Genomic DNA, 12963 nt, shown 5'->3' with positions numbered 1-12963 from the left:
ACGTTTTTAACGGAAAATCCGGCGATGAATGTTAATGAAGAAATCGGGAATCGTCTTAGTATAATTACGCGTAGCAATCAAGATTACACTGACCAGGCTACCCAGAATGAACCCGCCCAAAATATCCCCAGGATAATGTACACCTACATAGACACGCGAGACTCCTGTCAGCACAGCAAGCAACAGCATCCATCCTCCGAAGCGACGCCCGATAAAAAACGAAGCTGCAGCGAGCGCAAATACAAAGGAAGCGTGTTTACTTGGAAAAGATGGATCTGGCACATGCGGAACCAGTTGATTCACCGTACCTTCCATGAACGGTCTTGGATGACCTACCACAGGTGAAATTCCCCATTTTGCCAGACCAAGTGCTACGATCGAAGCTACACACGCATAAAATACAATTCGTTGCTTCGACGGATTGCCAAGAAACCACACAATCACAAGAAGTCCTATCATAACCCAGACCGCATATTCAGCCGATGTAATCATAAACCAGTCCAGAAACGGAATACGGTCTGCAAACTGGTTGATCCAATTAAATACAGATTGATTCATAACAGTCGTTTAATACCTCCATTACACAAAACACGATTATTTTTTACATAATAAATATACACTAACTATTTGTCAAACATGTCGCCTAATAACCGAACTTTCGAAATCAAAGAGGACATTTCTCTTACTTTTTGTTAAACTAGTTTGGGTTACATAATAGTTCATTCATAGAAAGGTGAAGATTATGCTTAAGAAATGGTTATGGGGGACATCCCTAACCCTGGCACTTGCCATTGCCGGTGTCATTGTATATTACGGATACTCGATCGTTCATTTTGCCAATAGCATCTCAACCGCTTCCGAGACTTCCTCTTCTGACACAAACCAAAATACGGACACCCCAACTACCCCTGTTCCCAAATGGGAAGGGAAGGAACGAGTTAACATTTTGCTGCTTGGAGGTGACACCAGAGGGGATGACGCCGGCCGTTCAGATTCGGTCATGGTTGCTTCCATTGATCCGGTATCCAAGAAAGCCCATCTCTTCTCTGTTCTGCGTGATACATATGTTGATATTCCGGGACACGGCAAGAGCAGACTCAACGCGGCCTTCTCTTACGGCGGAGCGGAATTAACCAAACAAACGGTCGGTGACTTGCTCGGCATCCCTATTCAACATTACGTGTATACCGATTTTATCGGATTCATGGCGCTGGTTGATGCTGTAGACGGGATCGATATTGATGTGGAGAAAGACATGTATTATACCAGCAAAGCAGATAAACATATGTACGATATTGACCTCAAAAAAGGACTTCAGCATATGGACGGTAAGACTGCCCTCCAATATGTCCGATTCCGGCACGATGCCACATCAGACTTTACGCGTACCGAACGGCAGCGGATTTTCATGACTGAGCTGGCTAAGAAGATGCAAAGCACTACTTCACTCTTCAAGATTCCTGAAATATTGGAAGCTGTCGCTCCATATATCGAGACAGACCTCAGTCCAACACAGATGTTAAAATTGGCTTCGCTCGGATTCGATATTAACGTAAATGAAATCGATAAACAGCAGATCCCTCCTAATAAGTTGCTAACCAATGAACTTGCAGGTTCTGCCCAGGTACTCGGTGTTAATAAACCGAAACTCCAATCATACATTCAGAATTTGTTTGAGGAAGATGCGAAATCCTCAGAGGATGAATCAACAAAAGTACAAGACTTAAACTAAATTGAATGGAAACAAAAAGAAGCAGGTATCGCAATGATACTCCGATTAAAAAGATGGCTGCCGCCATCTTTTTTTGTACCTATTTTCCCCATTTAATGCAGTCTTAATGTTCAACAGGTACCCTTAAATGATGAATTCCGGTTACACGAAGGAGGAATACATGTGAATAAACCGCGAATCGTGGAATGGACACAACTGCGCGGCCTTGCGTTTCTCGCCATTGTGATGCAGCATAACATCGCAGAATATATATATCGCGCTGATATTGAACAACCTGATTCCATCATGCTGACCATGATTTATCATCTGACTCGTTTTGGTACGCCGACATTCGTCTTCCTGTCCGGTGTAATGCTGTTCTATCATCACAGTCATACCAAACCGGATTACCCCAAGTTTATCCGTAAGCGGTTTGGAGATATCTATGTGCCCTTTGTGGTATGGACGTTCATCTATTGGTTGTTTGTCCGGATATTCACCCCCGAGTTCTGGCTTTCGGGTATGCCTGACTTCCGCAGTCTTGTTCGTGAACTTTTCCTCCCCCAGACGGGATATCATCTGTGGTTTGTGATTATGGTGTTTCAGTTCTATATTCTGTTTCCCCTGTTCCTTGCGGGAGCAAAGTTCATTCAGAGACGTATTGAAAAAGTTACACGCTTCACCCCAATGCAATCCGTCATCACGCTGATTCTCATTGGGATGGCATTATACACTTTACTTATGAAATGGTCCTACTACGATATGGGCGGGTGGACAGCTTCCTTACCACAACCCTGGTCGGGTTTGCTGCAATATCGCTCTTATTCATGGGTTATGTACTGGTTTTACTTTTTGCTGGGCGCAGTCTGTGCCTGGTCAGTGGATAGTTGGAGAAGTTGGACCGCAAAGGTATTGCCCTGGATGGTCTGTCTTTTTATCGGCATGTACATCTGGCTTGGATATGATGTGCTGCGGGGATCGGGCGATGTCGTTAACCTGAATATATCAACCTATCTGAAGCCAACAACCTTCATCATCATCATGGCCCAGATGTTCATGTTCTATGGCTTCCTTGTACTGCTGCGAGGCAAAGATACACCATTTCAGCGTCTCCTGACGTGGATTGGCCGATATTCCTTTGGTGGCTATCTGGTTCATGCACTGGTTCTCTACTGCATCGCGTATATTACCCGGCCACTTACGCTAACCGGATGGCATCTACCGATTACATTTCTTTCGTTTCTGGTCACCGTGGCAACGTCTCTTGCAATCAGCTGGGGACTTTCCCAACTTCCTGGTTCTCGCTTCACCATAGGATTACAACGGAAGAAACCCCTAAGTCCCCGTTTGCATGATACTGTTTCTGCGAGCAGAACAAGTTCACCCGAGCGTAATCCGTCAGCCAGCGCAAATCGCAGTCCGGAAACCAGCTAATCCTGGTTGAATATAGAAAAAGCGTCTCCCTTCGTGGAAGACGCTCTTTTTTACTTCACTTCTGTGGAAGCGGATCGACCAGGTACAGGTTCGTGAGGACCAGGAGCATGATGTGCATTGCCCTTCTGATTAACGAACCTTTTCAGGTCACCCGTCAACTGCTCCTTCAACTTGTCTACCAACTGCGTTTCACTGATGCCTTTTGCCTGAGCAATCTCAGCCAGTGACTTCCCGCTCTGGAGCTGCTGATGGAGCTGCTCCGGAGTGACGCCGATAAAGCGGGCAATAGCCCCCTTGTCCATCATTGGATGTCTGTTGCCATGGTGAGCGAACTCACGTCTTAACTCCCGCAGTGGTGTGTTGATTACCTTCTTCAGCTTGGTATCCATACCTGCTTTGGCTGCTGCTGCCTGTTCTTTCGTGAGACAGCCTTCTTCGGCTGCTTTATCCAATCGCTGAGAGAGCGAAGGCTTCAACTTCTCCAACAATTGATCTTCACTAAGTCCTTTGTGTTCCTTGGCAATCTGAGTCAACGTTTTGCCAAGCTCCATCTGTTCTTTTAAATCACGGAGCCCAATACCGAGCAGGTCTGCGGTTTCTCCAATCATAAACAGGCCATGACCTGCTTGCATGCAAGGCTTAGTCTGGTTTGTGGAGGAGGATGGAGTCGCAACTTGATCTTCAACAGATCCATTTGGATCAGCGGATGCTGTATAGCCGGTAGATGCTGTTATAAATACGGCTGCCAGTCCGACTGCCATCCATTTTTTCCATCTGTATTTCATTTCTCTTCTTCCTTTCATATGTCAAAATCGTGTGCTCTCTTAGTTTGAGCCTAACTTCCGCTTTTTTATGCCATAAAAATACAAAATGTCATTGTTTTTTTCACAATTCATCACAAAACCTCCTATTTTTTTCAATTCATTTCCGGTATACTGAAAGTAACTTCATGATCTAGTCGAATAGTCCTTAATTACTTTATTATGGGAAGGGCGTAACCAAACGATGCGGAGAGAATGGTTTGATCCGTTTAGATCCGATGTGGAGGTGGTGTTCGCTGCAGCAGAGCAGCTGGTACAGAAGTATCCTGAACCAATGTCAGAACATGCACTAGAACAACTTCATTTGGTCAATCCTTTGTTACGAGATTCGGGTCACAGCTACATCGGCTACATTATTCCATTGTGGATGCAGCTCTCGGATGGTCTACCTCCAGAGAAGGCACACAAACTAAGTACTGCTTGTCTCCTGCATATGCTATATTTTCTGAATCAGGATGAAGTTATGGACGAACAGCCAGAAGATGTGACACTGAAATTATCACTGGGTAATCTTTACTACGTGGACGCGATCTGTGCCTATTCAGAGCTATTCAGCCTTTCTTCCCCGTTCTGGACGTATTTCAGACAGTATGTGGAGGATTGGGCCATGAGCGTCACCGGTGAGAACTCTATCGATTATTTCAAGAGAAGCCCGCTATTAATCGCCCAAAAAGCCGCCCCACTTCAACTTGGAGCTGCTGGCTCACTCCTTCTTTTGGAACAGGAGCATCGCATTACTCCGGTATGTTCTGCCGTCAACATTGCACTGATGACTCTCCAGATGACAGATGACTTCACAGACACGAAACAAGATGCTGTGCATGGAAATTACAACAGCTTCCTCTCCCACATATCCGCAGCACTGGAACATAACTACCCGGCTCATCCTGTAAGCGAACGTGTACATGATAATGTATACAATACCCAATTGATGAACTCCTATGTAGACATTGCTCAGCAATATAACATCAGACTAACATCTTCTAACTCGGGAATTTCGCATCTCGAAGCATTTAATTCCTACTTATGCGGCATTCTGGGACAAACTGTTCACGACATTGAACAACACAAAAAAATGCTTTTTCAAGGCGGGTTTCATTACTGGATCAGCGAGAAACAACATTTGTCCTAATTACAAAAGAAGAGCTGGTACAGTTGAATTTTAAATATGAAGGGAATGTTGACGATGATGGTATCAGAGAAAACGTTGCACGAGGATATTATTGAAAAGGCCTGGACCGATGAGCACTTCAGACAACAACTGCACTCCAACCCGAAGCAAGCGCTTCGCGAAGCATTTGGCATTGATATTCCTGAACACATTCAAGTCCGTACCGTTGAAGAACAACAGAACGACTACGTTCTCGTGATTCCTCCCAATCCATCCAAAGTGGATTATGACGTAAATTGCGGACCGTGGAGAAGCTAAACGGATTAGATTGATATGTGATTGAACGACACCAGGGGTAGCGAACAAAAAAGCCATCGTACACTTCTGCCGCTCGTCATTCGACGAATGCAGCAAAAGATACAACGGCTTCTGTTCCTACCCCTTTTGTGCTTGTAAAGCTGATCTGCCCATGCATGGCTTCAACGATTCGGAAAGTCACCATCATGCCAAGGCCTGTCCCCTTAATTTTATTCGAGAAATAAGGCTCCCCAAGGCGGACCAGCGCTTCCTCATCCATGCCCTCTCCATTATCTCTAACATGTACCTTGATGATCCCATCCTGGGCATAAGCCCAAATATCAATCTGACCCTGTCCTTGCAGAGCTTCAATACTATTCTTAATAATATTAATAAAAGCCTGTTTGAACTTGGAAGAGTTCCCTCTAATCCATAGATCTGGCGGAATATCAGTTGTTATTTTGCCGCCTTCCAGATTAGCCATCGGTACAAGAATACCTTCAATATGATTAAATTCATCCGCGATATTCAGAGAGACAATATGATCGAACTCCGGTTTGGCAAACGTCAGGAAGTCGGTAATAATGCCGGAAGCGCGATCAAGCTCCTCCAGAGCAATCCGCACATACCCCTTGTTTTTGTTGTCTTCCTGCTCTGTCATGAGCTGAAGGAATCCTCGTGTCACCTGCAGCGGATTACGAACCTCATGAGCAACCGACGCCGCCAGTTCGCTAATGATTTCCATTTTCTCGGATCGCTGCAATTCATTATTGAACAATTCCAACTCTTTCGAGTATTCAAGCACTTTGGTATGTTTTTCAGCAAATCGGCTTCCCAGTATGGCAATAAGTGAGATAATAAAAGCAACCATGGACCATTTCCACCATATCAGATGATATGTTCCATTACGCTGGTAATACCACAGTAGTTCAGCAACACTGATTAAGGCAAATGTGCCGAATCCCGTAGCTAGCAAAAGAGCTTCCCTGCTCCTTTGAAGCGCTTTGGAGATAGTGCCGATCATTAAGATGCTCAACAGGATTACGAGAACGAATCCAATTACATTCTGAACCAACAAACTGTAGAGCATGTCCCATTGACCGCCTGAAATAAAATCAATCATCAGGGCAGCCACAGCTACTACTGAATAGATGAATTGGAATTTTCTTAGTTTGGTAAAGATGCCATAACGACCTGGTCCGATAATTTGTTCAAAAAAATAACAGAGTGCAGGCATGCCCATCAGCATAGCCAGATCAAACAATACGGAATACAGATTACCGTAAACCTGGTAGAACGTATATAAAAACTGTGAATAGGTGATAATCATCGTTCCGATTGAACCCATCACGATACATAGCGAAATCCACATTCCCTTGTGGAATTTGCCCAGGAAAAATGTGCAACTCAGCATCGTAAGTGCCGTAAACACAAAGGTCGCTCCCAATATTACATCAAGCAGTCCATTGTGAATGTACTTTTCCTGTAATGTAGCATATGGCCCAACCTGAACCGTTCCGTAGATGCCAAGTCTGCCTTTCTCATTCTCGGACCATACATACAGTTTTCCACCTGAATTCTCACTCGATAAGGGTAACAACACAGCGTTATTATCATAATTGTAATGATAATTCTCATACACCTTACGGTCGTCCAGATAGATTACAATGTGGTTCCCTTTAATATTCTCAAAACGGATTGCCGAGCTATCTTCGTTTATTTTAGGTATGGTCACACGAGTCCACATGGAACCTGAAGGAGCTTCTACGCTGCTGTATTCCAGCTTTTCTGCACCTTGCTTCTCCCAGATCTCCTCCGAACCTTGGACCTCACTGATGAATCCCTGATCGTGTACGTTCCCCCATTTTACTTCCCATCCCGTAATGGATACAGGTCTGTCAACTTCTCCTGCAGTCGCTGAGACGAAGTCATGCGGCAAGCAGAGAATATTCAACATACTTATCCATAAGATGATGATAGCTTTGGGCACATTTTTCATTCACAGCACCTCAAAGTTCTTATTTTCTCTATCCCCAAGTTCTCTCATTTATCATTCGCCACAGTTTAACGTGTCACCTTCTTGTAGGAAAATGAAAATTCACATTTTAGTAGATTTATAGTTTTATTTCCATTTTATTGATAGATTCCGAGTTTTTTCTCCATTATCCGCGCAGATCTTCGAACTGGTTCTCAATCATTTCGCGTTCTTTCTGTTCAATCTTCGTACGATATTCCAACCACTGCTCCGTTTCCTCATCGTCATAGATCGTCCATATATCCGAGAAAAGATAATCCCGCAACTGGACAATCTGTCCTGACCATATCCCGCCTACCCAGAACAGCCCGTCCGGACGGCGTATAACGGTACGGGAAAACCCGGGCGTAGACGCTTTTTGCCCGATTCGGATTTGAGTGATCATATTCCCTAGCGTAAACCAATCCAATTGGAATTCCTCCCTCATATATCCATGTTTCATCATATCATAGGCCAAAGATGAAAAGCTGTAAAACCGACCTGTGCGATTCAATCGTCCCTTCCGGGTGTAATGTTCCTCAAAGCAAACACTTACCATTGAGGAGTGATTCAAATGAATGAGCCACACAGAACGGTAGAGGTAGAACATAAGGATGTCCAACACAAATCGGATTCAAGTATGGTCGCTTCCACGTTTATCAAGTATGCGGCTTATATCATTATTTTCTTTGGATTCCTGTACTTTCTGGTCAAATATGTATTTCCCAAATTTTAAAGCATATACGTTGAATCTGTAATCCCGTAAATTTTCACTTTCATCTTTTATTCATATTTGGGGAACACAAGGGAATCATAATGGGTGCGAGATTACAACATTAGCCCTTTGGGTAACTACGGAATAAGAACCTTTACAAGATAACTGCCCAATCAAACAAACAACCATTAAATATAATCCTCTGAAAGGGAGTGCTACTTATGTCAGACAGACCGATTAGCAATGAAGAGAGCGAACGTTACTACGACCGTTATCAGAGGTCCCGTGATATTCCACTGGAAACCGAAGTTCCTGAAGGTGACATAGACACTTTTGATGAAGTTACGGGAAAACGTATCGATACTGATAATACACTGAATCCGCCCCTTTTAGCGGCTACGGAAGAACCGGAATTGGAGTCACGGATAGCGGAGCCTGCACTCGAATCCGTACCTGATGCTGATCTTATCCAACCGAATAGTCCGGTTGATCCTGCGGCACCCGACCCCAATGCTCTTCACGGGACAGACCTGCTAAACGGCGCTGGCGCAGATGCGAAACCGGAGAACGATATCCCACCACGGCGCTAATCCTCTTGTCACAGCCTGAATTAGGAGGTGCAGACACGATGAAGGATGATGATCACAAGCGACAAGTACATGAGCCCGATAATCTGGTAACCGAACGGGATATTGATCCGAATTTTGGATTGTTCACGGAAGATTCCTTTCCGGAAGCCCTAGCGGATGAGGATCAGCTTGATGCTGTTGAACATGCAATTCCGAAAGAGAAAGTTACCCGAAATGATTCATCTGAGGATGAATAGGAACGCGGACGCATTACAGACCAATGGGAATATTGGAAACCTCCTTGCTAAGAGGTTTCTTTTTGCTGAACCTTCCTAATAACAAAGACTGTATCCTGAAAAAGAGATGGCTACCGTATCCGTACGGTGCCATCCCCTCTTTGATATCCGATTAGCCATTTAACGTTTTACGTTTTTGATTACTTCGCCAAAGGTTTGCCCGATCCCGGCAACTTCTCCTCCAGTCGGGACCATTTCGCCACAATGGCGGTAATCAGCAGCGCCACTCCATTGATGATAAAAATCCAACGAATCGGCAGCCAACCACCGAGAACACCACCGATTATTGGCCCCGCCATCGTACCGATCTGGGAAGCCGACTGATTCAGGCTGAATGCTCTTCCCCGGAAGCCAGGTTCAGTCACTTGCACAATCATCGCATTAATCGCGGGGAATACCGCAGCGAAGAACAGTCCATACACAAAACGCAATATGCCGAATCCAATATAACCTGTAGTGAAAAACTGCAGCAGGTTACCAATCGCCCCACCAACGAGGCCAATAATCAGAACTTTGCCATACCCGATTCGCGAACCGATCTTACCCCAGCGCGGCGCCATAATGACCGTAGCTACACCAACCGCAGAGAAAATAATTCCCGAGCTGAGAGAAGCACGATCGGGCTGAATGCCCATTTCCATCACGTATACGGTCAATAATGGCTCCAGAATCATCACGGAGAAGGTACATATGCCCATCATGCCAAGTACCGTAATAAACAATCGATTGGCCCTGGCTTCACGGATGTCATCCATCACATGAGAACGTGCCTTGTTCCGGTTGAAGTTCTCTTCTTTGACCCAGAAGGTTGCGATCAACGCCGAGACCAATACTACGATGCTGGAAAATAAAAACGCATTCCGGTTGCCATAATAGTGGCTTACCACCCCACCAATTAACGGGCCGATTATACCTCCTGTTGCCCCGGCTGTAGACATGATACCGAGTGCATACCCTGTCTTCTCTTCCGGTGTGTTGGTACCGACCAGTGCAATCGCCGCCGGAACAAACCCCGCGAGCAATCCCTGAAACAAACGAACCACGATTAGCGAATATGGGTCCTGCACAAAATAATTGATCAAATACAAAACAGCAAGGCTGTATCCCGACCGGATCAGCATTGGCTTGCGCCCGTATTTGTCAGCCAGTGATCCCCAGAAGGGAGATACCAGCGCACTTGCCAGAAACGTGATGCCAAAGGCAAGCCCTGACCAGAACTCTAAGTGATCACGAACGCCCAGATCGCCACTCAGAAACAAAGGCAGAAATGGGATGGAGATGGAATAAGCGGTGCTGCAGAAAAACACACCAATCCACAAAATCACCAGATTACGCTTCCACGAGAAGTCCATATACCCGCACGCCCTTTCCGTTACTGACGCCGGGACTGCCGTGTATTGGAGCGGACGGAACAGACCCGTACGTCCCTGACTGCGGAAGCATTTTCCTTATTTTACACCTCTGTAAGCATTTACACCATCCCTTGACGCCCACAATATCCTGCCTTGCATTGCCATCTTGTCCGCAAAAACGGTATGATAGTTGAGGGATTATCTGAAAATAATTCTGACTAAACATATTATGCAGAGATGCAAGGGGGAACGTTCTCATGTCTTTTCGGTGGAAAAAAACAACAGCTGTGTCGCTGGTTCTAGCGATGCTGCTTATCGTCATTAGTGGTTGTGGACGCCCTTCAAGCAGCGCGACGGAAACACCAGCTCCAGTGGAGCCTGCTGGTCCGAATCCTGTAGCCACAATTGAAATGTCAGATGGTCAGAAAATCGTCATTGAGCTCTATCCGGAGATCGCACCAAACACGGTGAACAATTTTATCTCACTCGCCAATAAAGGTTTTTATGACGGCCTGATCTTTCACCGCGTCATTCCAGGGTTCATGATTCAGGGTGGTGATCCAGATGGCAACGGTTCAGGAGGTCCAGGTTATGCAATCAAAGGGGAATTTACGTCTAATGGTCACAAAAATCACCTGAATCATACGCGTGGGGTTATCTCCATGGCGCGGACAAATGATTTGGACTCCGCAGGATCCCAGTTTTTCATCATGTTAGCGGATGCTGATTATCTGGATAATGCATATGCCACATTCGGTAAAGTTACAGAAGGCATGGACGTCGTTGACGGGATTGCGGCTCAACAAATAGGCGAACAAGACAAACCAGTTACCGATCAGGTAATGAAAAAAGTCACCGTCGACACCCACGGAGTAGAATATCCAGAACCGGTAAAAATGCCTTAACCTTCGGAACGGATCTTAGTTATCCATCTTAATTCACAACCTGTAAGACAAACAAAAGCTCTGTCCTGCGTATTCACGCAAGGCAGAGCTTTATTTAATGTTAACGTTTACATAAATGACTTTATAAAAAATGCCCTCTTCTGGCACAACTCTATATGCAGCAGCTCTGCAACCCGCTGATCTCAATACATCCATCCCATCAAACGCAACCAACCGATGATCGCAATCCATAGCGGACAGCTGAAAGCAACACCCCATGCAAGCCCTTTCAGTAAACTACGGTTTACTTCCACGAACAACGACTCCTTTCTCCAGGGAATAGTCGCAGTATCGGTAATAATATATGAATTTATACCCGTTTTCATTCGTCACGTAACCCCCTATTTCCTGCTTTTGTTCCGCAGTTTCATGGAATGGGTTTGGTGAACCTGATATAATATGTTTACTGAACGATGATGGAAGCTGATTCATGTTTTTGAGAGGAGATTATTCTATGGCAAAATCCAAAAAACATACCCCTGCTCCCAAAGCAGCACAGGATAAACCGACCACACTAAAGGATCTGCTGAGCAGTGATGTGCTAGAGAAACTGAAAGCTCAGGCTGATGAAGCCAAGGCTGCCGAGGCAGACCGCAAAGAGCAGGAACGCCTGCAGGCGGAAGAAGTTCGTAAAGCTGAACAAAAGCGGAAAGATAATGATTTTGAGTACCTGTTGAACAACAGTTCGCTAGACTGGAAGAAACATAAGTAACTTTTGCAGCAATCAGATCATTATGATATCTAAACTACTGAAACAGGGCCGTGCAACGGTCCTGTTTTTTTGTATGGTGCATATGATTCATCACTCTTTAGTCGGGTATGTAGAGATAGAGAGTATACTGAGAATCCATACGATACGGAGGGATCAGGATGACTGAACAACGTTTGCAAGGGAAAGTCGCAATTGTAACAGGAGGTGGCTCAGGAATTGGTCAGGCAACAGCCATTCGTTTCGCTGAGCATGGGGCCAAAGTGTTCATGCTGGATCGGACCCCGGAGAATGCAGAGAAAACCAAACAAACGATTGAGAATGCAGGCGGAGAAGCCCACGTCATTGAATGTGATATATCCAAACCGGACAATGTGCAGAAAGCAATCAATCAGGTGGCAGAGCAAGCTGGACAGCTCGATATTGTATTTGCCAATGCGGGCATCAACGGCACGATGGCTCCAATTGAAACGATGGAACCTGAGGACTGGGATCAGACGATGGGCATCAATATGCGCGGCACGTTCGCAACTGTGAAGTACGCCATCCCCCATTTGAAAGACCGCGGAGGAAGCATTATTATTACGAGTTCCATCAACGGTAACCGCGTATTCTCTGGCATCGGGTTCTCTGCATACGCTTCCAGTAAAGCAGGTCAGACGGCCTTTACGAAGATGGCTGCATTGGAACTGGCTCGTTACAAAATCCGTGTCAACGCTGTCTGTCCGGGGGCCATTGATACCAACATCGATGACAACACCTATCCTTCGGACGATCTGAAAGAAGTACAGATCCCGGTTGAATTTCCGGAAGGTCACGAACACCCACTCAAGGGTGAACCCGGAACGTCGAAGCAGGTTGCCAATGTGGTGCTTTTCCTCGCTTCCGATGAATCTTCTCATGTGACCGGTACCCGGATCTACGTGGATGGAGCGGAATCTTTGCTCCGCGGATAACATTAATATCGTGCTCATATGAGTTAACAGCCAA

General features: G+C 45.5%; 16 protein-coding genes. 10 read left to right on the top strand and 6 right to left on the bottom strand.

Annotation, left to right across the window (positions count from 1 at the left end):
• Nucleotides 1-6 precede the first annotated feature (6 nt).
• A complete protein-coding gene (locus ACDJ58_RS04550) occupies nt 7-558 on the bottom strand; it encodes an undecaprenyl-diphosphatase (RefSeq protein ID WP_413375887.1) in 552 nt (183 codons plus the stop codon).
• Between the two features lie 184 nt (nt 559-742).
• Here ACDJ58_RS04550 and ACDJ58_RS04545 point away from each other — a divergent pair, with 184 nt between their 5' ends.
• Nucleotides 743-1732 carry an LCP family protein gene (locus ACDJ58_RS04545; RefSeq protein ID WP_413375885.1) on the top strand — a complete coding sequence of 330 codons (990 nt, stop codon included), beginning with the start codon at nt 743-745 and terminating at the stop codon, nt 1730-1732.
• 162 nt (nt 1733-1894) lie between these two features.
• Entirely contained in the window at nt 1895-3145 is a 1251-nt protein-coding gene (locus ACDJ58_RS04540) for an acyltransferase (protein ID WP_413375883.1), read from the top strand.
• A gap of 50 nt (nt 3146-3195) precedes the next feature.
• Here ACDJ58_RS04540 and ACDJ58_RS04535 read toward each other — a convergent pair whose 3' ends face one another.
• Nucleotides 3196-3930: a hypothetical protein gene (locus ACDJ58_RS04535; RefSeq protein WP_413375881.1), complete on the bottom strand. Its 735-nt coding sequence runs from the start codon at nt 3928-3930 to the stop codon at nt 3196-3198.
• Between the two features lie 220 nt (nt 3931-4150).
• Between ACDJ58_RS04535 and ACDJ58_RS04530 the strand changes: the two genes are divergently transcribed.
• Nucleotides 4151-5098, top strand: coding sequence for a hypothetical protein (locus ACDJ58_RS04530; RefSeq protein WP_163756193.1), 948 nt, complete (start codon nt 4151-4153; stop codon nt 5096-5098).
• Between the two features lie 54 nt (nt 5099-5152).
• The gene (locus ACDJ58_RS04525) at nt 5153-5395 is read left to right on the top strand and encodes an NHLP leader peptide family RiPP precursor (protein WP_099855706.1); all 243 of its coding nucleotides are present in this window, start codon (nt 5153-5155) and stop codon (nt 5393-5395) included.
• A 76-nt stretch (nt 5396-5471) separates the two neighbouring features.
• Here ACDJ58_RS04525 and ACDJ58_RS04520 read toward each other — a convergent pair whose 3' ends face one another.
• Both ACDJ58_RS04520 and ACDJ58_RS04515 read right to left on the bottom strand, forming a co-directional pair.
• A complete protein-coding gene (locus ACDJ58_RS04520) occupies nt 5472-7373 on the bottom strand; it encodes an ATP-binding protein (RefSeq protein WP_413375878.1) in 1902 nt (633 codons plus the stop codon).
• A gap of 163 nt (nt 7374-7536) precedes the next feature.
• On the bottom strand, nt 7537-7818 hold the full coding sequence (locus tag ACDJ58_RS04515) for a hypothetical protein (RefSeq protein WP_063564602.1): 282 nt from the start codon (nt 7816-7818) through the stop codon (nt 7537-7539).
• 144 nt (nt 7819-7962) lie between these two features.
• Between ACDJ58_RS04515 and ACDJ58_RS04510 the strand changes: the two genes are divergently transcribed.
• The 3 genes from ACDJ58_RS04510 to ACDJ58_RS04500 all read left to right on the top strand — a co-directional run bounded on the left by ACDJ58_RS04510 (nt 7963) and on the right by ACDJ58_RS04500 (nt 8929).
• Nucleotides 7963-8124, top strand: coding sequence for a hypothetical protein (locus ACDJ58_RS04510; protein WP_017690239.1), 162 nt, complete (start codon nt 7963-7965; stop codon nt 8122-8124).
• Nucleotides 8125-8324: 200 nt separating this feature from the next.
• Nucleotides 8325-8693, top strand: a complete 369-nt coding sequence (locus ACDJ58_RS04505; RefSeq protein WP_413375875.1) for a hypothetical protein — start codon at nt 8325-8327, stop codon at nt 8691-8693.
• Nucleotides 8694-8731: 38 nt separating this feature from the next.
• Nucleotides 8732-8929, top strand: coding sequence for a hypothetical protein (locus tag ACDJ58_RS04500; RefSeq protein ID WP_413375873.1), 198 nt, complete (start codon nt 8732-8734; stop codon nt 8927-8929).
• A gap of 179 nt (nt 8930-9108) precedes the next feature.
• On the opposite strand, the gene ACDJ58_RS04495 is transcribed toward ACDJ58_RS04500, so the two are convergent.
• The gene (locus tag ACDJ58_RS04495) at nt 9109-10320 is read right to left on the bottom strand and encodes an MFS transporter (RefSeq protein ID WP_076290204.1); all 1212 of its coding nucleotides are present in this window, start codon (nt 10318-10320) and stop codon (nt 9109-9111) included.
• 257 nt (nt 10321-10577) lie between these two features.
• Between ACDJ58_RS04495 and ACDJ58_RS04490 the strand changes: the two genes are divergently transcribed.
• Nucleotides 10578-11225: a peptidylprolyl isomerase gene (locus tag ACDJ58_RS04490; protein ID WP_413375871.1), complete on the top strand. Its 648-nt coding sequence runs from the start codon at nt 10578-10580 to the stop codon at nt 11223-11225.
• Between the two features lie 182 nt (nt 11226-11407).
• Here the strand turns inward: ACDJ58_RS04490 and ACDJ58_RS04485 are convergent, their stop codons facing one another.
• Complete coding sequence (locus ACDJ58_RS04485) at nt 11408-11590, bottom strand: hypothetical protein (RefSeq protein WP_024632483.1); 183 nt, start codon at nt 11588-11590, stop codon at nt 11408-11410.
• Between the two features lie 128 nt (nt 11591-11718).
• On the opposite strand from ACDJ58_RS04485, the gene ACDJ58_RS04480 reads away from it, so the two are divergent.
• Together ACDJ58_RS04480 and ACDJ58_RS04475 are read left to right on the top strand one after the other, a co-directional pair.
• Nucleotides 11719-11976, top strand: coding sequence for a YqkE family protein (locus tag ACDJ58_RS04480; protein WP_413375869.1), 258 nt, complete (start codon nt 11719-11721; stop codon nt 11974-11976).
• Between the two features lie 158 nt (nt 11977-12134).
• Entirely contained in the window at nt 12135-12929 is a 795-nt protein-coding gene (locus tag ACDJ58_RS04475) for an SDR family oxidoreductase (RefSeq protein WP_413375867.1), read from the top strand.
• Nucleotides 12930-12963: the final 34 nt, after the last annotated feature.

The organism is Paenibacillus taichungensis (genome assembly GCF_047302525.1).
In the GTDB taxonomy this organism is placed as follows: Bacteria; Bacillota; Bacilli; order Paenibacillales; family Paenibacillaceae; genus Paenibacillus; species Paenibacillus taichungensis_B.
The sequence above is the reverse complement of the archived record's forward strand: the minus strand, read 5'-3'. Positions and strand labels throughout refer to the sequence as shown.

Excerpts from the sequence above, each read along its gene's own strand:
- ACDJ58_RS04480 (WP_413375869.1), top strand. The coding sequence starts at position 11,719 with ATGGCAAAATCCAAAAAACATACCCCTGCTCCCAAAGCAGCACAGGAT.
- ACDJ58_RS04510 (WP_017690239.1), top strand. The coding sequence starts at position 7,963 with ATGAATGAGCCACACAGAACGGTAGAGGTAGAACATAAGGATGTCCAA.
- ACDJ58_RS04490 (WP_413375871.1), top strand. The coding sequence starts at position 10,578 with ATGTCTTTTCGGTGGAAAAAAACAACAGCTGTGTCGCTGGTTCTAGCG.
- ACDJ58_RS04505 (WP_413375875.1), top strand. The coding sequence starts at position 8,325 with ATGTCAGACAGACCGATTAGCAATGAAGAGAGCGAACGTTACTACGAC.
- ACDJ58_RS04485 (WP_024632483.1), bottom strand. The coding sequence starts at position 11,590 with ATGAAAACGGGTATAAATTCATATATTATTACCGATACTGCGACTATT.
- ACDJ58_RS04550 (WP_413375887.1), bottom strand. The coding sequence starts at position 558 with ATGAATCAATCTGTATTTAATTGGATCAACCAGTTTGCAGACCGTATT.
- ACDJ58_RS04530 (WP_163756193.1), top strand. The coding sequence starts at position 4,151 with ATGCGGAGAGAATGGTTTGATCCGTTTAGATCCGATGTGGAGGTGGTG.
- ACDJ58_RS04535 (WP_413375881.1), bottom strand. The coding sequence starts at position 3,930 with ATGAAATACAGATGGAAAAAATGGATGGCAGTCGGACTGGCAGCCGTA.
- ACDJ58_RS04475 (WP_413375867.1), top strand. The coding sequence starts at position 12,135 with ATGACTGAACAACGTTTGCAAGGGAAAGTCGCAATTGTAACAGGAGGT.
- ACDJ58_RS04495 (WP_076290204.1), bottom strand. The coding sequence starts at position 10,320 with ATGGACTTCTCGTGGAAGCGTAATCTGGTGATTTTGTGGATTGGTGTG.
- ACDJ58_RS04545 (WP_413375885.1), top strand. The coding sequence starts at position 743 with ATGCTTAAGAAATGGTTATGGGGGACATCCCTAACCCTGGCACTTGCC.
- ACDJ58_RS04525 (WP_099855706.1), top strand. The coding sequence starts at position 5,153 with ATGATGGTATCAGAGAAAACGTTGCACGAGGATATTATTGAAAAGGCC.
- ACDJ58_RS04520 (WP_413375878.1), bottom strand. The coding sequence starts at position 7,373 with ATGAAAAATGTGCCCAAAGCTATCATCATCTTATGGATAAGTATGTTG.
- ACDJ58_RS04500 (WP_413375873.1), top strand. The coding sequence starts at position 8,732 with ATGAAGGATGATGATCACAAGCGACAAGTACATGAGCCCGATAATCTG.